Origin of the sequence: Thermogemmatispora sp. (genome assembly GCF_019683635.1) — a bacterium.
Taxonomy (GTDB): Bacteria; Chloroflexota; Ktedonobacteria; order Ktedonobacterales; family Ktedonobacteraceae; genus Thermogemmatispora.
The window spans coordinates 1-24,967 of sequence record NZ_JADGIA010000064.1 but is presented as its reverse complement, the minus strand read 5'-3'; the positions used below and the strand labels follow the sequence as shown (position 1 = coordinate 24,967).

22 protein-coding genes and 1 rRNA gene are annotated in these 24,967 nt (G+C 59.2%); 7 read left to right on the top strand and 16 right to left on the bottom strand.

Annotated elements, in window-relative coordinates:
- Positions 1-101, top strand: a 23S ribosomal RNA gene (locus IRZ31_RS09465); the annotation flags it as partial.
- A gap of 291 nt (positions 102-392) precedes the next feature.
- On the opposite strand, the gene IRZ31_RS09460 is transcribed toward IRZ31_RS09465, so the two are convergent.
- From IRZ31_RS09460 to IRZ31_RS09450, 3 genes are all read right to left on the bottom strand, one after another.
- Positions 393-1,940, bottom strand: a complete 1,548-nt coding sequence (locus IRZ31_RS09460; protein WP_297152789.1) for a heterodisulfide reductase-related iron-sulfur binding cluster — start codon at positions 1,938-1,940, stop codon at positions 393-395.
- A gap of 199 nt (positions 1,941-2,139) precedes the next feature.
- Positions 2,140-3,300 carry an SAM-dependent methyltransferase gene (locus IRZ31_RS09455; protein ID WP_297152787.1) on the bottom strand — a complete coding sequence of 387 codons (1,161 nt, stop codon included), beginning with the start codon at positions 3,298-3,300 and terminating at the stop codon, positions 2,140-2,142.
- 6 nt (positions 3,301-3,306) lie between these two features.
- On the bottom strand, positions 3,307-4,890 hold the full coding sequence (locus IRZ31_RS09450; RefSeq protein WP_297152785.1) for an FAD-binding oxidoreductase: 1,584 nt from the start codon (positions 4,888-4,890) through the stop codon (positions 3,307-3,309).
- 68 nt (positions 4,891-4,958) lie between these two features.
- Between IRZ31_RS09450 and IRZ31_RS09445 the strand changes: the two genes are divergently transcribed.
- On the top strand, positions 4,959-5,516 hold the full coding sequence (locus tag IRZ31_RS09445) for a DinB family protein (protein WP_297152783.1): 558 nt from the start codon (positions 4,959-4,961) through the stop codon (positions 5,514-5,516).
- Between the two features lie 235 nt (positions 5,517-5,751).
- Here IRZ31_RS09445 and IRZ31_RS09440 read toward each other — a convergent pair whose 3' ends face one another.
- The 9 genes from IRZ31_RS09440 to IRZ31_RS09400 form a co-directional block, all read right to left on the bottom strand.
- Positions 5,752-7,230 carry an FAD-linked oxidase C-terminal domain-containing protein gene (locus tag IRZ31_RS09440; RefSeq protein ID WP_297152781.1) on the bottom strand — a complete coding sequence of 493 codons (1,479 nt, stop codon included), beginning with the start codon at positions 7,228-7,230 and terminating at the stop codon, positions 5,752-5,754.
- A gap of 266 nt (positions 7,231-7,496) precedes the next feature.
- Positions 7,497-8,288 (bottom strand): hypothetical protein, encoded by a 792-nt coding sequence (locus tag IRZ31_RS09435; RefSeq protein ID WP_297152779.1) that lies wholly within the window; start codon positions 8,286-8,288, stop codon positions 7,497-7,499.
- A gap of 411 nt (positions 8,289-8,699) precedes the next feature.
- On the bottom strand, positions 8,700-8,873 hold the full coding sequence (locus tag IRZ31_RS09430; RefSeq protein ID WP_170293482.1) for a hypothetical protein: 174 nt from the start codon (positions 8,871-8,873) through the stop codon (positions 8,700-8,702).
- 22 nt (positions 8,874-8,895) lie between these two features.
- On the bottom strand, positions 8,896-9,246 hold the full coding sequence (gene rsfS / locus IRZ31_RS09425; RefSeq protein WP_363325653.1) for a ribosome silencing factor: 351 nt from the start codon (positions 9,244-9,246) through the stop codon (positions 8,896-8,898).
- Positions 9,247-9,510: 264 nt separating this feature from the next.
- Complete coding sequence (gene mptA / locus IRZ31_RS09420; protein ID WP_297152774.1) at positions 9,511-11,022, bottom strand: GTP cyclohydrolase MptA; 1,512 nt, start codon at positions 11,020-11,022, stop codon at positions 9,511-9,513.
- Between the two features lie 195 nt (positions 11,023-11,217).
- Positions 11,218-13,203, bottom strand: a complete 1,986-nt coding sequence (locus IRZ31_RS09415) for a protein kinase (RefSeq protein WP_297152773.1) — start codon at positions 13,201-13,203, stop codon at positions 11,218-11,220.
- 247 nt (positions 13,204-13,450) lie between these two features.
- Positions 13,451-14,263 carry a PIG-L family deacetylase gene (locus IRZ31_RS09410; RefSeq protein WP_297152772.1) on the bottom strand — a complete coding sequence of 271 codons (813 nt, stop codon included), beginning with the start codon at positions 14,261-14,263 and terminating at the stop codon, positions 13,451-13,453.
- Between the two features lie 219 nt (positions 14,264-14,482).
- On the bottom strand, positions 14,483-15,469 hold the full coding sequence (locus IRZ31_RS09405; protein ID WP_297152771.1) for a hypothetical protein: 987 nt from the start codon (positions 15,467-15,469) through the stop codon (positions 14,483-14,485).
- 60 nt (positions 15,470-15,529) lie between these two features.
- On the bottom strand, positions 15,530-15,820 hold the full coding sequence (locus IRZ31_RS09400) for a hypothetical protein (protein ID WP_297152769.1): 291 nt from the start codon (positions 15,818-15,820) through the stop codon (positions 15,530-15,532).
- A gap of 236 nt (positions 15,821-16,056) precedes the next feature.
- Here IRZ31_RS09400 and IRZ31_RS09395 point away from each other — a divergent pair, with 236 nt between their 5' ends.
- The 5 genes from IRZ31_RS09395 to IRZ31_RS09375 all read left to right on the top strand — a co-directional run bounded on the left by IRZ31_RS09395 (position 16,057) and on the right by IRZ31_RS09375 (position 20,369).
- On the top strand, positions 16,057-16,641 hold the full coding sequence (locus IRZ31_RS09395) for a hypothetical protein (RefSeq protein WP_297152767.1): 585 nt from the start codon (positions 16,057-16,059) through the stop codon (positions 16,639-16,641).
- A 33-nt stretch (positions 16,642-16,674) separates the two neighbouring features.
- Positions 16,675-17,595, top strand: a complete 921-nt coding sequence (locus tag IRZ31_RS09390; protein WP_297152766.1) for a hypothetical protein — start codon at positions 16,675-16,677, stop codon at positions 17,593-17,595.
- Positions 17,582-18,898 carry a galactokinase gene (gene galK, locus IRZ31_RS09385; protein ID WP_297152763.1) on the top strand — a complete coding sequence of 439 codons (1,317 nt, stop codon included), beginning with the start codon at positions 17,582-17,584 and terminating at the stop codon, positions 18,896-18,898. Before IRZ31_RS09390 ends, galK begins: the two co-directional genes overlap by 14 nt.
- Before the next feature lie 28 nt (positions 18,899-18,926).
- Positions 18,927-19,763 carry a M55 family metallopeptidase gene (locus tag IRZ31_RS09380; RefSeq protein ID WP_297152761.1) on the top strand — a complete coding sequence of 279 codons (837 nt, stop codon included), beginning with the start codon at positions 18,927-18,929 and terminating at the stop codon, positions 19,761-19,763.
- A 78-nt stretch (positions 19,764-19,841) separates the two neighbouring features.
- Entirely contained in the window at positions 19,842-20,369 is a 528-nt protein-coding gene (locus tag IRZ31_RS09375; RefSeq protein WP_297152759.1) for an NUDIX hydrolase, read from the top strand.
- A gap of 132 nt (positions 20,370-20,501) precedes the next feature.
- Here IRZ31_RS09375 and IRZ31_RS09370 read toward each other — a convergent pair whose 3' ends face one another.
- The 4 genes from IRZ31_RS09370 to IRZ31_RS09355 form a co-directional block, all read right to left on the bottom strand.
- Positions 20,502-20,915, bottom strand: coding sequence for a hypothetical protein (locus IRZ31_RS09370; protein WP_297152757.1), 414 nt, complete (start codon positions 20,913-20,915; stop codon positions 20,502-20,504).
- Between the two features lie 418 nt (positions 20,916-21,333).
- Entirely contained in the window at positions 21,334-22,065 is a 732-nt protein-coding gene (locus IRZ31_RS09365; RefSeq protein ID WP_297152754.1) for an HlyD family efflux transporter periplasmic adaptor subunit, read from the bottom strand.
- A 126-nt stretch (positions 22,066-22,191) separates the two neighbouring features.
- The gene (locus tag IRZ31_RS09360) at positions 22,192-23,823 is read right to left on the bottom strand and encodes a DHA2 family efflux MFS transporter permease subunit (protein WP_297152752.1); all 1,632 of its coding nucleotides are present in this window, start codon (positions 23,821-23,823) and stop codon (positions 22,192-22,194) included.
- Positions 23,824-23,908: 85 nt separating this feature from the next.
- A complete protein-coding gene (locus IRZ31_RS09355; protein WP_297152750.1) occupies positions 23,909-24,763 on the bottom strand; it encodes a TetR family transcriptional regulator in 855 nt (284 codons plus the stop codon).
- Between the last annotated feature and the right edge of the window lie 204 nt (positions 24,764-24,967).

The window sequence follows — 24,967 nt, the reverse complement described above, 5'->3', positions numbered from 1 at the left end:
GGAGATAAGGTCCCAGGAAGATCACCTGGTTGATAGACCGGAGGTGGACACCTGGTAACAGGTGCAGCTGACCGGCCCTAATGACCGAACGGCTTGTGCTCTCTTATCTATCTCAGCTCTGCCTTGTTAGGCTGTCTACGACTCCTCTCGGCAAAATTGAGGCAAGAATTGCAGCAGTTGTTATGTGTTCTTTAAGAAGAAGAGCTTATTGTTTGATGAGACAAACAAGAGAGGAGCCTGCTGGCACCCTGTCTGGTAGGCTCCTCTCTTCTTGTTTGTTTTCTGATCATCCTCTTAGCGGTAGCGCATGTCACGCAGTGGACGGCTAGCTTCTAAGAGTCTGTCTCGGCAAGGATAGGGGCAGTCACACCTGCCTGCGATGATCTGGTGACTTAGCGCGAGCGGCGCGCCAGCCAGAAGCCGATCGCAGCACCGGCGCTGGCTCCCATGCCAACCAGCAACGCGCGCTGGCGCAGGCGTCGTCGACGAACTACCGCTGCTGCAGCAGGCTGGCGGTAAAGGCCAGCTGCTCGATAGGCCTGATCGAGTAGCTCAACAGGATGCAGAACCTGCATCCTCAAACCGCGCTCGCGAATCCCCAGGGCAATTTGCATCATACAGCCTGGGTTACCAGTGACTACCGCCTCTGCCCCTGTAGCTGCGATATTGTTCATTTTTCTCTCCAGCAGCTGACCAGCCAGGTCCTGATTCGTGATATTGTAAATACCCGCGCTACCGCAGCACCAATCGGCCTCTTTTAGCTCCACTAACCGCAGACCAGGAATGCCTTGCAACAAGCGGCGTGGCTGCTGCTTAATTTTTTGACCGTGGATCAGGTGGCAGGCGTCATGGTAGGTGATCGTGAGGGGTACCTCGCCCATCTCCCGGTTGAGATCGATCGAGGTCAGGAACTCACTGATATCTTTTACCTTAGCGCTAAAGGCGGCAGCTCGCTCGGCGTAGAGCGGGTCATCTGCCAATAGGTGGCCATATTCCTTCAGATTAGAGCCGCAGCCCGCCGAGTTAATGATGATCGCATCGCACTGATAGGTCTCGAAAACATCGATATTGTAGCGCGCCAGTTCCCGCCCGCGCTGTGCTTCGCCTGCGTGAACATGTAAAGCACCGCAGCAACGCTGCTGTGGGGGAGTGATGACCTCGCAGCCGTTAGCGGCCAGCACCCGGATAGTTGCCTCATTCACGTCGCGGAAGACCTGATCCATGATGCAGCCGCTGATGAAGCCGACGCGATAGCGGCGCTGGCCCAGGGCCGGCGTAATCTCTGGCAGTGGGCGAGAGAAAAGAGGACCACGCGCGGGGGCCATTAAGGCTTCCGGAGTCTTCAGTCGACCCTGGAATGGGGTCGGTAGAGAGTTCACTATGTCCAGTAAGCCGGTAGCATGAACCAGGGCCTGCAGACCGCTGCGCTGGTAAAGCTTAAGAGCTGCAAAGAAAAGCGTCGTCATCAAGCGCGAAGGCAGCAGTACGTCGAAGAAAGCTCGACGCAGGAGTCGAGTAGTACGTGACTCCAAGGTTGCTGTAGCTGACCCGTTGGCTGACAGATTTACTGGAGCCTGTTCGGCTCGCTCGATCTCTAACTGAATCTGCTCGCGGGCAGCCTCGATTAGCTTCCCGAACTGCACACCAGAAGGACAGGCGGTCTCACAGGCACGGCAGCCCAGGCAGCAGTACATATGCTCCACAAACTCTGGGCTGATGGCAATCCGGCCCTCTGCTACCGCCTGCATCTGATAGATGCGCCCTCGTGGTGAATCCATCTCTACCCCAAGCAGTGCATAAGTGGGGCATGTGGGCAGGCAGAAGCCGCAATGGATGCACTGGCGCATTAATTGATAGGTATGTGTGTGACGACGAAGTGGGCCTTCAGTAGGCGCAGCGACAGCCAGCGTCGTTTCCAGCGCCGTGGAGTGACTGGACATAATTTCCTCCCAGAGTAGTCTTGCTTGCAGAGGACCGACCGATGATGATAGTCAGGAGCACTGCGGCAGGGACACCCCTCCTCCCCGCTAGCGCGGTCTGCCCTGCCATCTCTCTGCGCCGTGATGTTTTGTCTACCGCCTTCTGGCTAACCGTCCCAAGAGAGGTCAAGTCAGGCAGCAGAAGGCAACGTTTCGCATTCTATGCCCCTGCTCGTGATGGACGACGACCGGCGAAAGGTCGACTCTGACGAGGAGAGGCAGCCACAACAGTAACCTCCTGGCGATTGTGAAAGAGCTGACGAGCCTTCACAATGGCGTATGTCCTCTGCAGAATCCCCAGCGCCTCGCGCAGAACGGGCAGCGGCTGGATGCGCTTCGTGACATGTGGCAACTTGAGCACACTGAGGACAAAGCCATCATCTCTGAGCAGTTCAGCGGCTCGTACCAGCAGGCGAGCTGCATCGCGAGCGTCCATCCGCATATCATTGGTAATGACGGCGAAGCGCCGTGATTGGTGCAGAGCCTCAGCCAGATAAACCTCGGCGGAGCAGCGTCGGTGTTCAAGATGCGAAGAGGCTTCCTCTCGTAGAGCTGGGGCAAGCGCGGCGGGATCAACTGCTACCACGTGCAGACCGGCCTGAAGCAAAAGGCGAGTCCAACCACCGGGAGCAGCCCCCAGATCAAGAGCCTCGCCCTCGGTTGGCAATGTCAGGCTAAAAACCTCTAGCGCCTCCAACAGCTTCAATTCCGCTCGACTGATCTGCTCAGGTAAGCGAGCGAAATGTCGCTCACCTCCCGGCCAGGAACTCAAGTTCTCCTCGGCTAGGGAGATCCCGACAAAGCCCCGTTCAGCGGTCAAGGCTATCGACAGCACGATCCGCGGCTTACGAATGGACTCGATGGCCCCCGTTTCCTCGCTGATCACACTGGCTAGCCTCTGGTTGATCTGGCCACTTGTATAGGCGAGTGAACGGACTGGGGGCTGCATGGCTGGAGGCAGCAGACGAGCCTGGACCGCAAAGCGCTGTCCCGGCCCCAGCCAGGCGAACTCAGGCAAAGCAGCCAGCGCAAGGGCCAGGCGGGCGCAGTCGTCTTCTATCGTCCCACTCAACTCAACGATGGCCTGTGCCGGTGCCAGATGACGCACAAAGATGGGCATCTGCTCCATCGCCTGGCGCAAAAACCTGCGCCTCTCCGGGACGGTGCACAAAGCAATTCCAGGAGCCAGCTCCTCTTCCACTGTCAGCGCCCGACAAAGCGACTGCAACTCAGCCAGTGCGGGTTGGAGGAACTCCGGCTGAGCCGTGGCAATCACTCGTTCTGCATTGTTATCGTTGGCTCCGTAAAGCGTGATCTTCACCGCTGGCTAGAGACCTCCCACGAAACGACCCTTGACGAAGATTCCGCCTGGATCAAAGCGCTGCTTGAGCCGTTGCATCAGCGGAAAGTCCGAACCAACTGGTCCCCAGACATCAATCTGGCGCTTTAAGGCTGTTGGGGCGCGTTCGATGACCAAGCTACCTTTCCCCTCCTGAGCCTGCTGTCGCAAAAGCCTCAGCGCTTCTAGCAGTTCACTACTCACCTCCGCAGGGCGCAGTTCGAGATAGACGATGCCACTTCCGGCGTGGGCCACAGCAGCCAGCTCCAGGTTTAAGCGCCTACAGAGCTGCTCGGCGAACTGCAGGTAAGCAGCAATTGAAGTAATCAGCATCGTCGCCTTGCAAGTCAGCTCACCGCTTGTCTGGGCACGCACAGCCTCCCAAAACGCCTCCTGCTCGGCTCCTTGCAAATCCTCCCCCATCAAAGCCCCATGCTGGCGAGCCAGGAGGCGTGTCTCATCCATTTGACGATGGATAGCGCTGAGACTTCCTTCAAAGTCAAAAGCCAGCGTATAACCATTGGCCGGCAGGGAAAGGCCTGCTCGGGTCGCAATCGCCCTGGCGGCACTGCCATCCAGCAGCTCAATGGCCGTTGGAGTCAAAACAGAGCCGAGCACCGCGCTCACCAGCCGCATTGCCTCGGTCACGGCTGGAAAGGTAAGCAAAAGCGTACGCTCTGCCGCGGGCAGAGGATGGAGCTTGAAATTCGCCTCAACAATGATCGCCAGCGTTCCTAGCGAGCCGATATAGAGCTTGTTCAGATCGTAGCCAGCTACATTTTTCACTACCCGGCCCCCGCTGCGGGCGATTTCGCCATCGGCCTGAATTGTGCGCAGCCCGATGACCAGATCACGAGCGGTCCCGTAGCGCAGGCGGCGCGGGCCGCTGGCATTAGTGGCCAGAATCCCCCCAATAGTAGCCTGCTCGGCATGAGGTGGGTCGAGAGCCAGACGCTGACCACGGGTGGCCAGTTGCCTCTGAAGCGCTGCCAGCGTGATACCGGCTTCGGCCTGACAAGTCAGATCGGCGGCCTCGTGCTCTAGCAAGCGCGAGAGACGAGTTAGCTCGATCACAGCATCCAGGCTCGTAGGAACACCTCCCAGGCCGAGATGGGTTCCGCCACCGCGTGGCAGAAGGCTCACCTGATACTGGTGAGCTAGAGCCACAACCTGCGCTGCCTCCTCCGTACTCGACGGCATGATTACGGCCCGGGGCTGCATCTCATCAACCGCATAGCGCTGCAGTGTTGCGGAATCAAGAAGGACAGCGGTCTGGGGTACCTGCTCTTGAAGGGCGGCAATGAAGCTGGCGAAGTCACCCATCAGGCTCTGCTCCTCCACAAATAAAAAGTTAGCGCCAAACGCATAGCGGCGGAAGGGCCAACCCAGCCGAGCGGCCAGGCCAGGTGGCGACATGAGACGGACTGGCTGACTGGCCTCACCTGACGCCGCCGTCGACATTATAGCATAATTACTGTTCTTATCTCTCGTTCTCAACGGCTGCGCTCGCGCTAAGAGAAGGCGGACCAGGTCAGCCAGCGGCAAAGCGGCAGGTGAGCGCAAGCGAGCCATCTGGCGGTCATTCTTGCTCTACATTACCTTGCCTGGTTTGCTAGCCTCTGAGGCCAGGAGCGTTTATAATGAAAGCTATGACGAACGAGGCCCGGCAATTTTCCAGCGAGTTTGATCACATTGCGCATGAAGCGCTTCAACTGCTGCAACAGGTTCCTGCGGCGCTGCTTGATCATCCTTTCCCGACACCTGAGAGCTACTCCATCTTCATGCTGGCCACCTACTTGGTCGAAGTCGGGGAATTTTGGATTGTCGGCCAAATCGGCAAGAGGCCACAGCCTTCACCGAGCCTGGCCGAATTTTGCGCTGCAGGAACGCTACCGGCGCTGATTGCGCGCTATCAGCGCTGGCTCAAGGAAGTCCATGACATACTTGACAGACTTCCAAATGAAGCGCTAGATGAGCCGCTAGCTTTCGCCCTGGCGCCAGGCGGGCTTGCGCAAATCGCCTCAATGACTGCGCGAGCCTGTCTGCAGCAGGCGATCCGTCACTGTGGACTGATCCTGGAGCATATGCGCACTCTCTCCCGCTCGCTTCTCAGCAGCACCGGGGAAGAACCAGCGGCCAACACCCCGGGCGTCCCAGCAACAGCTGAGGAGCGGCAGAGCCAGGACGGGCAAACCTGAGTCTGGAAGCAGAGAGCGAGTCAGCTCACCAGGCCAGCTAGCCGGCCCCTCTCCGACTCCTGCCTGCGCGTTAACACAGCTTGCTTGCTAGAGCGCAAGCGGGCAGCTGAGGGAAGCCAATCGAGTCTAAGCAAGCGCAGGAAAGGAGAAGGCAAGCGAGCAAGTTGACCGGAGCGCCGAAGAAAGAGGCTGTCCGGGTTCGATAGGGGCATCGAACTCAAACAGGCGTCCGCACTCAAAGCTGCTTCACCTCTGCGCAGCGTCCTGGGCGTGGGAAAAGCTTGCCTGGATTAAAAAGCTGCTCCGGATTCCAGGCCTCGCGAACCTGCTGCATCACCCGCAGATCGACAGGGCTAAAAATCAGGGCCATCTCCTCCTGCTTTTCTACTCCCACGCCATGCTCACCGGTGATTGACCCGCCGACCTCAGCGCAAACCGCCAGGATTTCATGGCCGGCCTGACGTACACGTTCGACCTCGCCGGGCACTTGCGAATCAAAGAGAATCAGCGGGTGGAGGTTACCATCGCCGGCGTGAAAGACATTCCCCACACGTAAGCCATAGCGTGCACAGATTTCGCTCACACGGCGTAGTACATAAGGCAGCTTCGTGCGTGGTACGACTCCATCCTGCACATAGAACTCGGGACTGATGCGACCTACGGCCCCAAAGGCATTCTTGCGACCTGCCCATAGCAGCTGGCGTTCTGTCTCATTGGCGGCAATGCGCACGGAGCGGGCATGATTGCGCTGGCAGATGGCCACGATGCGTTCTGTCTGGTCCTTTACCTCCTCACGCAGCCCCTCAGCCTCCAGCAGCAGCACGGCGGCGGCGTCCAGCGGATAGCCAGCGTGCATATCTGCCTCCACGGCCTGGAGAATCATCTGGTCCATCATCTCAATAGCAGCGGGGATCATTCCACTGGCAATGATTTCAGAGACCGTATTCGAAGCATCGTCCAGGCTATTGAAGACTGCCAGCATCGTCTTCACCTCTTCTGGCAGGTGAACGATGCGCGTAACGATCTTTGTCACCACGCACAGTGTGCCCTCAGAGCCAGTAATCAGGCCCGTCAGATCGTAGCCTGGTCGATCCGGTGTCCAGCTGCCTACCTCCACAACCTCGCCATCGGAGGTCACAATTTCCAGGCCCAAGACATGATTAGTGGTTACCCCATAGAGCAGCGTATGGGGACCGCCGGCGTTCTCTCCCACATTGCCGCCGATAGTGCACGAGCGCTGGCTGCTCGGATCGGGCACATAGTAGAAACCGCAGGGATTAAGCGCATTGCTCAAATGAAGGTTGACCAGGCCCGGTTGCACCACAGCACGCATGTTTTCATAGTCGACCTCCAGAATGCGATTCATCCGCGCGAAGGCGATGACGATGCCCCCGTAGAGGGGGATCGCCCCGCCACTCAAGCCTGTGCCGGCGCCGCGAGGCACCACGGGAACACGGTGGCGAGCTGCGATCTTCACTATGCCTGCTACCTCCTCAGTTGAGGAAGGAAGCACTACAATATCTGGCCGGCTCCGATCGATCGAGGCATCATACTCATACAACATTAAATCGTATGGATCATGGAGCACATAGCGCTCTCCCAATAGAGCGCTCAGCTCGCGCACCACACTGGCCTTACGCTCCTCGGAGAGGCGCTCAAAAGGTGGGGTTGCCGATCCCCGGGCGGTAGTCGCTGGCAACTCTGTAATGCTCATAAGCCTGGCCCTTCTTCCAGAGGCGCCGCTGCACAGCTGCGCCTTTGCCTGCTTTGCTTCTGTTTCGCTCAAGCTCCTTGCTTGCTCTGGCCCGCGACAAGGCCGAGGGAAGGATGAGGAATACCTGCTTGCTCATCCTTCCAAGAGAATGATATCACCTCAGCGAGCGATCTGGAAGAGAGGCTGAGCGGGGTGCTGGTTCGTCACCTGCCAAGCCGGCAGATGACAAACGCCCCTTCTATTGGCCATAGGCGGGGCAGCAGGTTTTATCCTCCGGCGCGAGGGGGAGAGCGGAAGAGGCGCCAACACCAGAAACAGCTAGCACCAAGAGCGAGACCCAGGCCCGCCAGTACAGCCAGGTGTAGCAAGCCTGGTCCGCCGCTTGACGCTCCCTCTGCTGGGGTCATGGTAGGTGAGGAAGAAAGAGAGGAAAGCGAGGAGCGGTCAGTATCGCTCAATCCGGTAGCCATCCCCGTCCCCACTGGAGAGGGAGATGGCAAACGCAAAGTGCTCCAGGCTGGCTGCGTACCGGCAATGGCAGGCGCAGGCGTGCTGTGAAGCGAAGAGGCAGCGGTTCCTCCCCCTTGTGTGCTTCTTTGAGCCGCGCTGGAGGAGGCTGTTGGGCTAGCTGCTTTGGGTGTTGATGGCGGTGAAGGTTGGAGCGAGGGAGCGTTACTGCTGCCGGGCGTAGGGTCGGTTGTTGAATGCCAGACCGGGGCGCCATCGCTTATGCGGGCAAAAGACTCCTCGCTGTTCAGCAGGGGGACATTCACCTCATCGATGACAACCGAGCCATTGAAGAGCAGTCGAAGGGTAAAGGGTTCATTAGGAAAGAAGAACTGCGAATCCGGGAAAACTACCAGGAAGCCGTGGGCGGGCAAGGCTGAAGAGAGTGGCAACAGAAACAGCGGAGTTTGGGGGCCAGTATCGAGCGCGGCGTGGACCGCATACAAATCGACGGGCTGGTCAAGAGGGTTATACAGCTCGACCCAGGCATCGCGATTCAGGGTCGTTGTACCGGCTGAAGAGCAGTTCCAGGAGCTAGCGGGCCGAGTCAAGACCTCATTCAGCAGGATTGCGCGAGAGCGAAGTGGAGGGGGAAGAGCGCCGGGAACCGCTGAAGGGAAGGGGGAGGCGCAGCTATGTACGGCGGCAGCCTCACCTCCTTTCGCGCTCAAAGCAGACAAAAAAAGAAAAAAAGCCAATGCAAGCAAGACTACCGTATACCGCACAAGTGCCTCCCTACTATCCTTCTTCACTATATTTTTTGCTTTGCTTATAGATGGATGGGTCTCAGTAGACGAATGGAGCAAGCAGGCAACCGAGCAACTGACCAGGATCGACCTCCAAAGCTTATCTTCGCGGAGGCAATGAGCTAACTAGCGAGCCGATGCTAGCCAGCCGGGGGAGCCTGGCAGGCTCGGTCTCCACAGCTGTGGTGCAGTGGTGCCAGCGCTACGCTCTTAAAATCACTGATACAGGTACTCAAACGGAATAGTGCGTCGTCGGTGCAGCAGCTTACGCAGGGCTTCAACGCTGCTTTCACCAAGTGTAAAAGCGATCACTGAGCCGATGATGAAGCCGCAGATGCCGCCGAAGGCCACCCCTTCGAGGAACATGCGGTTGCGCAGAAATGTCATCATTGACCACCTTTTCTAGAGTCTGTTATTGCAGATAGACTACCGTTTTCGCCTCGCTCCACAGGCGTTCGAGCCGGTAGTACTCCCGCTCTCTTGGCCCGAAGATATGGACGATGACGGCGCCGAAATCCAAGAGGACCCAACCGCTGGTGGCATCGCCTTCTTGATGGAGCAGGCTAGCGCCCTGTTCCTCCAGCACCTCTTCCAGGGCGTCGGCGATAGCCTGAATCTGGCGCTCATTGCTTCCGCTACAAATGACAAAGTAGTCGGCGATACTGCTCAGGCCCTGAAGGTCGAGCAGGACGACATCTGACGCCTTTTTATCAGATGCCACGTCGACCGCTGTCCGTGCTAGTTTACCTGGGTTGAGAAGCACTTGTTCCACAGCGACTCTTACAGGACCTCCGTCTTGTCTGCAGCCAAGGGAGAGACAGACTCTCTCAGACTGATTCGAATTCATTGTACGCTCTATTGTAACGGCATTATAACACGTTGGAGAGGAGTTGTTAAGGGTCTTGTCCAGGGAAGGAGAAAACTCAACCAATTAAGGGAGAGAAGGCGCGGGGGCGAGCGAAGAGGAGCCAGCCCGGAAGCAACCGGGCTGGCCAGCGACTGGCAGACAGATCACCAGCAGATAGAGCTACTCGATGCTCTTGAGCCACTCCTCGCGGGTGGTATGGTGTTCGAGGTTCGCTTGCTCGCGAATCTCCGCTCGCAGTTCTGCCAGTGTGCCCCATCCCTCGGCTACCACATCATATTTGTGGATCGTCTCCTCGTTACGCTGGCTGGCCCAGACAAAGGTATCGGGAGGAAGATGCTCATAGCGCTCGATAACAGCGCGTAGCATCTCGCGCACGACATCCTCGACAAAGCGCGGATTAGTGTGGGCTTTGTTGACCACATACAGCTCATCAGGGCGTTTCAGCAGCGCATAGTTCTCCGAACTCATGGCATTCTCGGCGATACTGATTAGCTCGTGGGCATCGATCAGCTCTTTAGTTCCAACCATGAGGATCGCGCGTCCGCGCTGATTATGGGTGGCGAGCGGTGTGACATCGAGCATTTTCTCGATAGCCTCGTCTGGAAAACCCTCCTCGCGCAGGCGAACGCGAGCGAGAGAGTGCACCATATCCTGAGCGCAAGGGCAAGCGACCATGCCCTCAACCTCAACCCCTACCAGGCGGCGGGCCCCTTTACGCGTGGCCACAGCCTGGGCCAGCAGGCCATAGACCTCCTGGGTAGGGCGTCCCGAAATGGGGGTCCATTTCTGCACCGGGTAGGTCGTATGCAGATGGGCCTCAGCCCGTAGCACTTGTTGTCGCTCGATAATGCGCCGTGCCAGGTGCTCGGCCAGCACCTCGACCCGCGGCCAGACCATCAGGCTGATCTCATCCAGGACCTCCTCCAGAGCCTCACTGAAGCGCGACATATGGACGCCCGCCCTGACAGGGTCGAGGTCGGCATAGAGGTCGAAGACGATCTGGAACCATTGGGCTCGCTCTTCGCTGCCAAGCAGAATGGCTTTCTGTAGACCAGCCACACCGACTCGTCCCAGGCGCACATGCACTGCTGGCCTGCTATTCTGAATATCATGCTCCAGTGGAACACGCAGATTGTCCGCCAGCTTTTTGACGCCATCCTGGGGTAGCGCATCCCGTAATTCACTGATGCTGCGCCCGCTGCTCGGGTCAATCAACTCCGGAGCGATCTCCGCCAGCGGCACCAGGACAAAGGCGCGCTCTGTCATCCTTGGATGAGGAATAGTCAGATGCTCCTCGTGCATCTGTAGATCATCGTAGAGAAGGATATCGATATCTATTGGTCGCGGTCCATTGCGCACGGTTGGACGGCGTCCCAGGGCGGTCTCTATGGCTTTTGCATAGGCCAGCAGCTGCTCAGCGGAGAGGGCGGTGCGTCCGGCACAGACCATATTAAAAAAGCGGGGCTGCTCAGCGTACCCCACCGGCTCTGTCTCGTAAACCGAGGAGATCCTGCTGATCTCCACAACCTCCCTCAGTCGTTGGAGCGCCGCAGCCAGATTCGCGCGTCGGTCTCCTAAATTTGAGCCGAGCGCCAGGTAGACAGTGTGTGTTTTAATTGGTGACTTACCATTCGACGAATACCCGGCTGAGGCAGTCAGGTCCAAGCTCATAAAAAAAGTGATCCTCCTGGAAGCCCCTTCCATTGTTGAACGGATAGCATCCTCATCGTATTGTAACACCGGGCGGAAGGTTTTCCTTCCACCCGGGCAAGCTGGCAACGTTCGGGATGAGTGGGCGCTGGCCTGAATCGGGCGAGGGAGGGTGCGCTGCGGAGCAGGAGCAAGGCGTGCAGGAGGTGAACGAGACTATCCCTGGTATTCGAAGACCCAGATATCGCTAAAGACGGCCTCGCTGCCGTTATTGCTGTCGCCTCCTACTAGCAGCCCAATCAGACCCTCGCTGTAGGCCGAATCTGAGTAGCTATTAATGACGAGCTGATTATTGATGTAAAACCTGAAAGAGGAGCCATGTGCCAGGACCATGAGCATGTTAGGGACGTTATAGCCAGTCTGAATAGCGTTGGAGTGGGTCCAATCGATCAGCGTCAGCCAGGCCTGGGGATTTGTCCCCGTGGCGCGCACGAAGCGATATTGTCCCTGGCTATTGATTTCAAAGACATAAAAACTGGGAGTAGTTGGGTCAAGACGAAAGACCAGGCCACAGAAGTCGCCGCGCAACAGGCGTGCCTGAACCTTGATCACGGCATCAGTCATATGTTCCTGGCTGGAAAAGCACCAGGCGGCCTCATGCGGTCCCAGGGTCTGCACATGGTAGCCTTGAGCCGAGAAGAAGCACTGGCTGCCGGAGCTGGCCCAGCCGCCGCCGGGATTGCGCAAGTCGTACTGATAGAGCAGGTTCCCAGCGCCGACCGAGGAGGAGATCCCTGCGGTGGCCTGGGCCCGTGAGCGTGCAAGCTGGGTGGCCATCAAGTTGTTCTGAGCAATGGCGGTCTGAGTGGCCTGCAGTTGTTGAGGACTCAGGGCGGAGCTGCCGGAGCCGGCCCCTTTGCCGGCGGAAGGTGCACTCCGCCAGAGGCTAACGAGCGGCACAAAAAGCAGCGCTAGGAGTACACAGGCAGCGATAAGTGAGAGCAGGCGAAAACGACGGCTCGGCAAACGCCTGATGGTGGCGCTCGCCTCTAGCAGCGTGCTCTCGCTGGCCACTACTTCCTGGGGCGGAGGAGCGGCTAAAGCGTTCTCACTGTCGCTTTCCTCACTCTGGCTATCGAGATCAGGTTGCTCTGGCAGGTCGGTGAGAGGGAAAAGCTGGGGTGTGGCCGGAGGGCGCACCATTTCCCGCTCTTCATCGGGGACAATAAAGGTCTCTTGCTCAGCCAGACGAGAAGGGCTGGGCGTGGCCTCGGCCTGACTTTCCTCGGCGATCAACGTCGAGTCATCGTTGCCCGGTGTAGTAGTGGCGGTGCTGTGATCTTTCAGCGTCAATGGCCCGGGCCGGGATCGGGAGCTGCGACCGCGCTCCTGCTGCAAGGCGCGCCAGTAAGCGGTAGCCAGTTCCTGGGCCTCCTGGTAGCGCTCGTTCGGATCTTTGGCGAGGGCTTTGAAGATCACTTCTTCAACGGCGGGGGGAATCTCGCTATTGAATTCGCGCGGCGAGGGCGGTGGCGTTTGGATATGGCGCAAGAAAATGGCGACTGGCGACTCAGCAGTAAAGGGTACGCGCCCGGTAAGCATCTGGAAGAGCACGACACCCAGCGAGTAGATATCGCTGCGATAGTCGCTGATACCGTTCGACTGCTCTGGTGCCATGTATTCCGGTGTGCCGACGATGGTGCCGTCGCTGGTCAGCGATTCGGCCCCCATGATGGCCTTGGCCAGGCCAAAGTCGGCAAGATAAGCATAGCCGTCGGGCCGCAGCAGAATATTCGAGGGCTTGACATCGCGATGGAGAACGCCGTGATCATGGGCATACTGCAGCGCTGAAGCGATCTGGTCGAGGAAACTGGCGGCCTCTTCCAGGGTCAGGCGCTTGCGCCGGTGTAAATAGTCGCGCAGCGTTCCTCCCTCGACATAAGGCATCACAAGATAATACCAGGGGCTCTGCTCCCCAAAGTCATAGAGTGGCAAAATGTGATCGTGGGAGAGTGCGCCAACCGCCAGCGCCTCCCGCTCAAAACGGCGAATAAATGACTCATCTCGTCCGTAGAGTACCTTGATGGCGACCTGCCGTTTGACGCGGCGGTCGTAGGCCACATAGACTTCGGCCATGCCTCCTTGGGCGATGCGGCGGCGTAGTTCATAGCGCCCAAGCGTGAGTCCTTCGATCCCCTTCATCCTATGACTCCTGATCCGTTGCCTCGCTCCGGTAAAATGGTGGCTACCTCCAAGCTGGCCGTTCTATTTCTTTCTCTTTTCAGGCTAGAAAGCCTCTCTGGCCTATAACGCATCTGTTGATGACCGGGCCTTATTATATCTATTTTTCGGAACAAGTATGGATCATTTTATGACCATCATACCATATGGAAAGTCCCCGGCAGGTGGTTAGCACCACCTGCCTGCAGGAAAGTACCCTTCTGCTGGTCTAGCGGTAGCGAGGGGTCCAGTAGCGTTCGAGATGGACGGTCTCCACCGGGCGAATGTTGTGGGTGTACTCGTCCATCAATTTATACATAGATTCTTTATCGCCGAAGATCGCTGCGATCTGCGAGGCATACATCTGGGAGGCTTCCTGGCGTAGGGGAAGCAGCTCAGACATCTCGACGTAGGCTGGCTCCAGCGTATCGCCGAACTCGTGCAGGCGCCGCTCCAGCTCGCCAAGACGGGTGACGTATGGGAAATCTTCATAGAACTTGACGTTGGCATGGCGCTGCACAAGGCGGTCGGCTGCCGAGCAGACCAGCTGATGGTCGACGTGGTGACCCACGCCAAGGGGGGCGTACCAGACGGTATCGGGGAGTTGCTCGCTCAGACTCACCAGCAGCTGGCCGAGCTGCTCATCAATGCTCAGGTCGGCGGGATGAATGGTGCTAAACAGCTCCTCCTCCCGTGTATAGTGAGGGGGATTCCCGCGGTAGATGGCGTCTGGGTAGTCCAGCCAGAGATAGTCAGCTCCGAGATAATCCAGCGCGCGTGCGTCCTCACGCCGTCGGGTCTCTACTGCCTCGCGCGCATCGTGGCCAAAGCCCATGCCCTGATGGACGGCGGTAGCCAGCGCGCTAAGGGGCTGGTTGGCTGGTGGCAGGCCGGCAAAGACAGTAATAACCAGAGGATGCAGGCCGCAACTGGCCTGTAGGGCGATCGTTCCACCGCAGGAGAAGACGACGTCGTCGAAATGAGGAGAGAGAAATATATGTCGATGCTTTCTGGCGATATCGGCAATACTTTGTAGCTGCAAGGGTAAGCCCTCCCGTGAGTAGTTCGATTAAGACTACTGGATGCAGGTGGCCCCGTGGGATGCTGATGGGGCCGCGGTCTCCACGCAACATATCATACACTATGTCGCAATGCAAGGGAGACAGTTATTGCCTCAGCGGGAGGGCTAACTGGGGCTGATGACGCAGCGAGACTGACGCCTGAAGCAGCCCTCACAAGCGCCGAGCGAGCAGGGGCGAAACTATGGCAGCCGTACCCCCTCCTCCTCTTGGTAATCGACCAGGCCATCGCGGGCCAGGCGGCTGACAAGCCGTTGGAGCCAGGGGAGATCAGCCTCGGTGTAGGACGGCTTGATGCGTGGCCCTAGCTCGGCCAGGGAAAGGCGCTGCTCTGGTGGCAGGGTCCGCAGCAGAGCGACAATACGGCCCCGGAAATAGCGATCACTTTGCGTGAAAGGCTGGGTCTGATAGCCGCTCTTCTTCTCGGCCACTTTGCGCAGAGTGCGCAGGACCGTTCCTGAAGGAAAGAGACTCTGGGCGCTCAGTTCACGGTAGGCTGCGCAAGATTCGCAGACGGGACAGCGCTCGCACTGCGGGCTGGCGCTCGTACAGATCATGGCTCCCAGATCCATGAGGGCTTGATTCCACTCATAGGCCCGACCAGGAGGCAAGACCTGCTCGGCCAGGGCCAGTGTCTCGGCATCGCTCAGACGTGGCTCTGGATGTTCCAGGCCGATGAAGAGCCGATGGAGCACGCGGCGGATGTTTGTATCGACAGTGGCGACTTGCCGACGATAGGCGAAGCAGGCAATGGCCCCGGCAGTGTAGCGTCCGATCCCTTTGAGCTTGAGCAGCTCCTCTAAGCTGTCGGGAATGCGCCCCTGGTAGTCGCTGACGACCTGGCGGGCAATGGCCTGCAGGCGCACGGCGCGCTGGTTATAGCCCAGGGGCACCCAGGTTGAGATAACCGCTGCCGTTGGCGCAGCGGCCAGGTCCGCTACAGTGGGAAAGCGGCTCAGAAACTCATGATATTTTGGAATGACACGCTCTACTTGGGTCTGCTGGAGCATGATTTCGGAGACCAGGATGGCGTACGGATCGCTGGTCGCGCGCCAGGGCAGCGGACGCTGCTCGCGGGCATACCACTCTAGCAGAAGATGATGAACCCGCGCGAGCTGCTCGGGCGCGGGTTGCGCGACGGTCGAGGATGACGGTGAGCTTCGACGCATAGTCCCCTACCTGCTTCCTCCCTGGCGGATCAGCCTCTAGTACTGACAGACGCCGCCCTATTAGCTGCGTCGCACGACGGCGTCATCAGACCTTCCCCGCCCATCGGGGCCGGTGGGGGAACTTGAGCCTGTCCTGCGACGTCCCGCAAGCGAGAGGAGGGTTTCACCGCCTTCCTGCCAACAGCGGGCATCGGGGGCCGGCAGGTTTTCGCAAAGAATCCAGTCGCTGGCATCTCTGAGGACATGCCCCTTGATGCACTTTGCGTACTCGATATGCTCGTTCAGCTCAGGATCATCGGGTCTGATCCCGGCAGTGGCGATCTTGGGCACAAAAAATTTACACCAGGGCACGGTATGGTACCTTCCTTGTTGCGCGTGTGATGAGATGAAAACGTGGCTGAGCGGCTAGACTGCGCCCAGGCTGTTTGCATTATACCCTATCTGCCGGCTCTGAATCTAGAGGAAAGGACTCTTGCCCGGCTGCTGGTTAGCCCGGCAACTCTGCCCGCTGCGACGACGTCGCTCACCGGAAGAGAAGGTGATATGATAAGAAAGTCAGGTTTATTCTCCTTGGAGAGGTGTGCTCTGTGTTAGCGCAAGAGGTAGCTGTCCTTGATGGGGATTCACCCCTCTGGGAACGTGCCAGGGGCCTCTTGAATGCTGCTCTCTTGCTGGAGCAGCAGGATGAAGGCTACGTCTGGCATGGCTGGACCAGAGGACAGATCGAGGCTTTTCTGCGTGGGCTGCCCTCGCCCTGCTGCCTGGTGGTGGCTGTATGGCAGGCCGCCTTACCGGAGCAGGCCGCCGCTCATGCGCCTGATGGGGAGGCCGCTGAGCAGCTCATGCTGGGCCTGGTTTGTGAGGTGGTGGAGGGCGAGGTCCGCTCACTGCGGACGTTTGAGGCCCTGCGGGCCGCAGGACTGAAGGCGGTGGATGAGTTAGAGCCAGGCTATGAGGATGGTCTCGCCATTCTGCGGGCCGCCCATGCTCTGGTCGCCCCTGTGGCCTGGGCTTTGTTCACCGACTGGCAGACCTGGAATGAGTGGCTGTATGGCTCGGATGAGGCACAGCCGCCCGAGGGCGCGGTCGATAAGGGGGCGCTGCTGACCACCCTGGCTCAGGCCGGTCGCTGTGTGCTGCTGGGAACGCAAACGGCCCATCGCTATCTGTGAACGCTGTCTTCTCAGGATGCAGGCAGGGATGATATGCACGAAGATTCGAATGCTCTGGTATGGAATCCTATTTTGCGCCACTATGTGGTGAATGCACCACACCGCATGCATCGCAGGGAAGGAACAGATCAGTGCCCTTTTTGCGCCGATGTGCTCGAAGGGCGAGTCGGACCAGAAACTCAGGTGTGGCTACATCCCAACGATTTTCCTCCTTTTCGGCCACCAGTCGGTGAGGCTTATGTGGTGATCTACCACCGCGATCACGAACGAACGTTTATCCGCCTCAGTGTGCCAGAGGTTTGCGCGGTGATGCAGCTCTGGCGCGAGCTGTATTGCGACCTGAGTCAACGCTATGCAGCGGTGATGATCTTCGAGAACAGCGGCACGAGTATTGGCCAGACGCAGCTCCATCCACATGGCCAGGCTTATGGGGTCTCGGTGGTGCCGCCGCTGCTGGAGCGGGAGCTGGAGACGGTGAGATTGGAATTGAAGGCGGGACGCGGCTGCCCTTTCTGCCGGGTGCGGACTGAGCTGGAGAATAGTCCTTACGAGATCGCGGCGAATGCAAGCTGGCAAGCCTTGCTCCCCCCCTATGTGCGCTATCCCTACGAAACGCATCTCTATCCGCGACGCCATATTGCCGATCTGGCGGCGGCCAGTGATGAGGAGCTGGCCGACCTGGCTGCCCTGCTGTTGCAGGTGATCCGTGCCTACAATGCCCTCAATGATGGCCTCATGTCGCCCATGCCCTATATGCTCGGTGTCCATCAGCTGGCTGATGAGCGCTTTCATCTCCATATCGAGATTCTGGCAGTTGGGCGGGCGCCGGGCAAACTGAAGTATGCCGCCTCGTCCGAGATGCTCTGGTCGCTGTGGACCAACGATTCATCTCCTATTCAAAAGGCACAAGAATTGCGAGAAGCGATCGTGAGGGTTGCTCATGGTAGCGAATGATCCAAGAGGGCTGCCGCCTGCCGCCCGGCTAGCGGTGGAGCATTTTTCGATCGTCTTTGGCATGGACGAGGGGCAAAGCGATGAGCAAGCCGCTCTGGGAGTGGCCTGGGCGCCTGGACGAGTCAATCTGATAGGTGAGCACACTGACTATAATGAGGGCTTCGTACTGCCGTTGGCGGTCGACCGTGTGGTTGCCTTCGCTGGGCGAGTGCGCAGCGATGGACGGGTCCGCCTCTGGTCACGGCAGTTCCAGGAGCTGGCTGAGATCGAGCTAGAGGGGTTACCCGCTACCTTCGCAGCTCAGGCAGCGCGGTTGCCCGCCTGGGCGCGCTATGTGCTGGCGGTCTTGAGTGAGCTAAAGGCGGCTGGTCTGGCACTGCAGGGATTCAACGCGGTGCTGCATGGTGATGTCCCCTTGGGAGGGGGAATGAGTTCTTCGGCGGCTCTGGAGGTAGCGACGTCCTGGGCGGCTTCCCTATTCTCAGGCGGTCGCTTTGCTATTGGGCAAGGGGCTGCGACCTCAACGACCCTGGCTCCCCTGGAGGTTGCTCGTCTCTGCCAGCGGGCCGAGCATCTGGCCTCTGGCGTACGTTGTGGTATTCTTGATCAAGCTGCCTCCTGCCTTGGACGCCCTGGCCATGCTCTGCTGCTTGACTGTCGCTCACTAGACTTCCGCTATCTGCCCTTTGAGAGCGAGGAGGTGGCTCTGCTAGTGGCTGATACCCACGTGCGGCGTGAGCTAGCGGCTTCGGCTTACAATGAGCGGCGGCAGCAGTGTGAAGAAGCCGTACGCTTGCTTGCGGCGCTGCTGCAGGCTGAGGCGGAGCCGGAGTCTGGCGAGAGGGCAGCAAGGCCGCAGATCACCGCTCTCCGCGATGTGACGCCGGAGCTGTTTGCTCGCTATGCTTCCCGGCTGCCCGAGGTGCTCCGGCGACGAGCCGGCTATGTAGTGGCCGAAAATGCGCGAGTGCTGGCGGTAGCGCATCTACTGGAGCGCGGCGAGGTAGAGGCGGCTGGTCCCTACCTTTGGCAGACGCACGCAGGGCTGCGCGATGAGTACGAGGTGAGCTGTTTGGAGCTTGACGTGCTCGTCGAGATTGCGCGCCGGGTCGAGGGGGTGTTGGGAGCGCGTATGATGGGTGGAGGCTTCGGCGGCTGTACCATCAACCTGGTGCGTAACACAGCGGTAGAGCAGTTGACGGCGGCGATCCTGAGCGAGTATCCGCGCCAGACCGGGCGGCAGGCGAGTGTCGAGGTCTGCCGGGCGGCTGGTGGCCCTGGCGCGCTCTACCTTCCGGCATAAATTGCACAGTGCAAGGAGCCAATCAGCGATGAAGCTCTTCCTATCGACCGATTTTGAAGGCACCAGTGGCATTGTCGCCTGGGAGCAGATTATCGAAGGACAGCCGGAATACGCGCAAGGGCGTCTCCTGCTGACGCGTGAAGTTAATGCTGTCATCAATGGAGCCCAGGAGGCCGGCGCCAGCGAATTCGTGGTCAACGATGCCCATCACTTTATGCGCAATCTCCACCCGCAGGAGCTAGCCGGCGAGGCCACCTTAATCAGCGGTCGCCATAAACCTCTCTACATGATGGAGGGACTCGACAGCAGTTTCGCCGGCGTCTGCTTTGTCAGCTATCATGGCTCGATTGGGGCGGAGCGAGCCGTGCTCTGCCATACCTATAGCCCGGCGGCCATTTGGGAGGTACGCCTCAACGGGCAGATCGTAGGTGAAGCGGGCGTCAATGCTCTGGTGGCAGCCCATTATGGCGTTCCGATCATTCTGGTCAGTGGCGACGACGTGACGGTCCAGGAGGCGGAAATCGTGGCGCCCGCTGCTGAAAAGGTCGTCGTCAAACACTCTCTTGGGCGTTTTGCCGCTGCCCACCTCCATCCGACCAGAGCCTGTGAACTGTTGCGCGCGGGAGCACAACGTGCCGTTGAGCGCCTGGCTCGCGGCGAGCGTCTAGAAGCACCCAGTTTCAGGCTGCCAGTCCAGCTGGAAGTTACCTTCTTAGTGGCCGACATGGCTGAGATGGTCTGCAGTGTGCGGGGCGTGGAGCGGACGGGGGCGCGTACGGTTTGCCTCAGTGGCGACAATTTGCTGGATATCTACCGCCAGTTTGTTGCGGTCGTTGTGCTGGCGCGGGCCCTCGCTGATCGCTAGGGCGGAGCCAAGCGGTACGGTGCAATGATAGCTGCTCACCGAGGTGCTCTTCTCTCATTTAGAACAGCGAGGTGATCGATGGTTGAGCCTATCTATCGCTACTGTCCTCTCTGTGCGGCGCCTTTGCGCGAGCGGATCATGGGGGCGATGACGCGACCGAGCTGTCCGGCCTGTGGCTTTGTACTCTATCTTGGCCCGAAGGTCGTGACTGTCGTCGTCATTGAGCATGAGGGGCAGCTCCTGCTAGGTCGACGCGAGATCGAGCCTGGGCGGGGGAAGTGGAGCTTCTGCAGTGGCTATGTTGATCGTGGTGAAGAGCTGGAAGAGGCAGCGCTACGCGAAGTGAAAGAAGAGACCAACTTGAACGTCGAGCTGCTTGACCTGCTCGGTCTTTACAGTCGGAAGGGCAGCCCGCACCTGCTGGTAGCATATCGAGCGCGTCCTCTTGCTGGTTCGCTAGACGGCCTGGTACCACAGCCAGGAGAGGTCAGCGAGCTGGCCCTTTTCCGTCCAGAGGCCGTGCCCGAGCTGGCTTTCCCGTTTGATTATGACATTCTGCGCGATTGGCAGGCGCTGGTTAGTGGGAGCAGGTCGCAGCGTCGGTAAGCCAGTGTGCTCTCTGAGCCGATCAGTGAGAAGGCAGGACCAGGGAGAGCCTCCATGATGATCATGGTTGAGGGCACTGTCGGCACCTCATGCCTCGCTCTTTGTTCCCTGGCCCTGTCAGCTATGGAGATGTCAGGATTGGCTTGGCCCTTGCTCTGGCGACTCGGCGCCGGCGTTGTTCGCAGCCTCCGTCGGAGCTGGCAGCGAGCGTTCGATCCGCTCCACAACCTGGATCAAAATATCCAGACGCTGCTCCAGCTCTGCCGACTGCTGATGAAGGGTGCGGAGCTGTGTCGCCAGGGCATGCAGCTCTGGGTTGAGCAGGGCCAGTTCATGGCCCCGGTAATGCTCTCGGTGATCTTCGCCAGCTGGAAGCGCCTCCTGCTCTTCGGACTCAAGAGCGGGAGCCACCTCAACGCGCGGCGCAGCCGAGGTCGGGCCTCTCGGCGGGAGGTCCTCGGCTGGTGTACTTCTGATCACCCAGATCAGAGCTATCATGGCCAGCAGGCCGAGGACAAGTAAGCCTCCTGAAATGAGCAAGACCACTGCTTTGCTCCTTTTCTTGAGCGCTTCAAATCGCTGATGAGTAAGCTTCTTCTTTCTTCCCTGACTTTCCCTCCGACATCACGCTCCCAGACGGAGCCAGACTGCTCTGACAGACACGAGGACGGTGTCAGCCAGGCCAGACTAGTGAGACCAGCCAGGGTTGCAGCAGACGGCTCTTTGCGTGTGCCTCACTAGCAAGTAGGGAAGCGCCAGCTCGCTAACTGAGAGGGGCTGCTTCCCCTGATCTTGCCTGGCCTTCCCCGCTAGCCAGCGTCCTGGCCACCAAACCGGATGACCCGGGCTGGTCTCGCATCATCAATGGGCGAGCGGAGCGTCTGCCGCCACCATCGCAGTCACGCTCGTGAGCGAGACTGGTAAGCCAATGATGGGCGGCAGTGGCTCGCCGGCGAAGTCCGCTTTAGTGAAGATGGATCGTCACTTCAGCGCTCATTCCTGGCATCAGGGTCTTACCAGAGGTGCCATCCAGGTTAATAATCACCGGGATGCGCTGGCCGACCTTGGTGAAATTGCCGCTGGCGTTATCCTGCACTGGCAGGAGCGAGAACTCCGAGGCGGCAGCCTGGACAATCTGCTTCACATGGCCTGTGAACTTTGTGTCTTTATATGCATCGATTGTTATATCGACGCTCTGGCCTGTTTGGATATTATTGATAGCATTCTCATCGACGTAGGCCGTGACCGTCAACTGGCTGGGATCATAGACCTCCAGCAGCGGGGAGCCGGCGATCACCTGCTGACCGGGGACGGCCTCGATCTGGATCACCGTTCCGCTAATAGGGCTTGTCAGAGGCAAGGCCCGCTCCGCGCTCGTGCTCGTGCGAGTAGCAGCTGTAGATGCGGCTGTACTCTGTGCTGGCGCGGCAGCGCTTGCGCTCGCCCCTGTTGTCGCGGTAACCACAGGCGTCAGTTGGGCCACTGTCTGGCCAGTGTTCACATGGCCACCCAGGTTGGTGCTCAGTGTAGTCAGCGTGCCGCTAGCTGGTGCGCTGATCGTCACAATCGGAGCAGTTACCTGAGCGTCATCGGTGCTATAGTACGTATAGTTATAGTAAATCCAGTAGGCGATTCCTCCAGCGATTGCGAAGAGGGCGACCACTGTCAGGACGGGTATCAGAATCAAGCGTCTCATCTGAATCACACTCCTCAGTTAGCCTTCGTGATTGCGCAAGGCGAAGTAAGCAAGTTCAAACTCCGTGCGGATTTCGTCAATCCTATAGTCCGGCAAGAGACCAGATGGTTGATATGGCCTGCGAGGCTAGCCAGCGAACATGGTCTCCATTGCGGCTGCCGTGCGCTCCTCACTCTCCTGCTGAGCAGCGCGCCGGCGCGCCCAACGGGGACGGACGCCCGAGCGCACGAAGAGCGTCGCCACCATCGCCAGCACCGTTGCCACCAGGGTCAGGCGGAAAGCATCCTGCATGGCCAGCACGTAGCTGCGCTGCTGCAGCAGTTGAGCGATCAGCTGCAGGGCCGCGTTATAGGCCGAGCGAGCATCAGCTCCGTGCAGGATAAAGAGCGCCTGGATGCGCGGGATCAGCTGTCCCAGCGGCGAGCTGGGCGTGACCATCTCCGCCAGATGGCCGAAATGAATCTGGTTCTGTGTCTGGACTAGCGTGGCCAGCACGGCGATGCCCAGGGAGCTAGAGACCGAGCGCGTGACCGTGCTGATCGAAGAGGCCTGAGCCAGCTTCTCGGGGCGAATTGTTGAGAGGCTGGCCACGGCCAGTGGCTGGACCGAGAGACCAAGGGCCACGCCACGCAGAACGAGAATCCACTGGAACCAGCCGAAAGGCGAGTTGACCGTGATCGTCGTCAACTCCCAGTTGGCCAGGGCCAGAGCCAGCAGGCCCGGAATCATCACCGGGCGCACCCCGAGTCGGTCGACCAGGACGCCGCCCAGGACCGAGCTGACCATCGAGGCCAGAGCCTGTGGCAAGAGGAGCAGGCCGGCCTGGAAAGCGCTTAGCCCGCGCAGATCCTGAAGGTAAATTGGGAAGAGGAACAGACCTCCAAACATGCCAAAGATGATGAAGATCTGCGCAATTGTACTTGTCGTGAAGGGGCCATTAGCGAAGAGCCGCAGATCGAGCAGCGGCTCGCCGCCACGCGCCGCTAGAGTCAGCTCGATGGCCGTGAAGATGGCCAGCGCCAGCACGCCGGCGATCAAGAAGCCGCGCACCAGCGTCGAATCCCAGCCGTAACTACTGGCCTCCGAGAGGGCATAGAGCAGTGAGGCCAGGCCCCCGGCAGCAAAGACAAAGCCCGCCGCATCAAAGCGCGGCCTGCGCTCCACCGGCTGCTCGCGCAGCAGGATAGTCGCCAGCAGTACGGCCACAATGCCAACGGGCACATTGATATAAAAGATCAGCTGCCAGCCGGCGTATGTCACCAGGTAACCGCCCAGAGTTGGGCCGATAGCCGGGGCCAGGAGGGCCGGCACCCCGAAGAGGCCCATGCTCAGCCCGCGTTCCTCTGGGGGAAACTCCCTGAAGGCCAGAGCCATCGAGAGCGGGAAGAGCGAGGCGCCTCCCACGCCCTGGACAATACGGAAGAAGATCAGCGCTGGCAGGCTCCAGGATAGACCGCAGAGCGCCGAGCCGAGCGTAAAGGCCGCCAGCGAGATGATATAGAAGCGTTTAATCCCCAACGTATCGGCAAAGAAGGCCGCCGTTGGAGTGACCACACCCTGGGTCAGGATATAGGCCGTCAGCACCCACTGGACCGTGTGCAGGTCGGCCCCAAAGGCAGCTTGCAGGTGGGGAATGGCAATATTGACGATGGTCTGGTCCAGAATCGACATGAAGACGCCAATGATCACCACAATCGCCACAATCCACTTATAGGCCAGACCACCTCTCCGCTGCCCTGTTTGCTCGCTTGCTTGCATACAGCAAAGCTCCTCTCCTCTATCGCGAAACTCAATTACTCACACAGCGCGGGGATCAGTCTCGGTTTGCTGTACTCCTTTGTAACTAGACTCGCTCGCGTTGATCGCAGGGTACCATGCCATAAAAAAGCAGATCGACCAGCTGCTCGATCAGCTCTTCACGCGAAAACTGTCTCACAGCCAGCTGGCTGAGCATGCCCCGTGCAACGACCCGCGTGACGAAGATCGAAACCAGAATCTGCACAATCAGCTCCGGGGCGAAGGTGCGCCGAAAGCGACCCTGCTCCTGCCGCGTGCGCACAAAGTTGATCAGGATCTTGCGATTCTCCGTCACCACCCTTGCCAGAATCTGGGCCGCGTCAGGGTGGCTGTGGATCAGCAGCATGGCCAGGCGTAACAAATCACCCTGGGGGGCGGCCATCAACGTGTCGTGGAAAGCCGCCACAATGCGGTAGACTGCCGTGCGATCATCGATCTGGCCTTCCTCGGCCTCATGTACAGCTTCGGCAATAGCGGACTGCAGTGTCCCATGCGGAAGATAATGCCTGATCAGGGCTGCGAGCAGCTCCTCTTTCGTATGGAAGTGCCAGCAGAGGGTACCACGCGAGACCCCTGCCTCAGCCGCGATCTCATCCAGCGTGGTGGCTGAGATTCCCGAGCGCGCAAAGGCTCGCAGCGCCGCCTCCAGAATCAGGGCACGTGTGTCCTGGGCTGGCCTCTCGCGCAGCAAGCCGCGCTCTACCAGTGTTGCGCGCAGCTGCTCTTTGCCGCCAGCAAAGTGGTAGTAAAAAGCCGGACGCGATAGTTTGGCCTCCCTGGTGATCTCCTCAACGGTCACTTCCTCAAAAGAACGACTGCGCAGCAAGCTCTCTGTTGCCTGAATCAGGCGCTCTTTGCCTCTGGCTTTAGCGTCGCCAGGTTCAGGATCGCGCTCAGCCATGATGACATCGACTCCCCGGAAGCAAGCAGACTGTACTATCCAATAGCGGTACCTGTACTGTTTAGTCCAGTACATTTGTCTAATATAGGAAAGGAAGTCAGGGATGTCAAGAGGCGAGCGCTGATTGCAGGCCAGAGGGGGGAAGAATGGGTCAAGCGGAAGGGGGCTGGACATAGTATTATAATGGGCAAGGGCTGGGCCAGG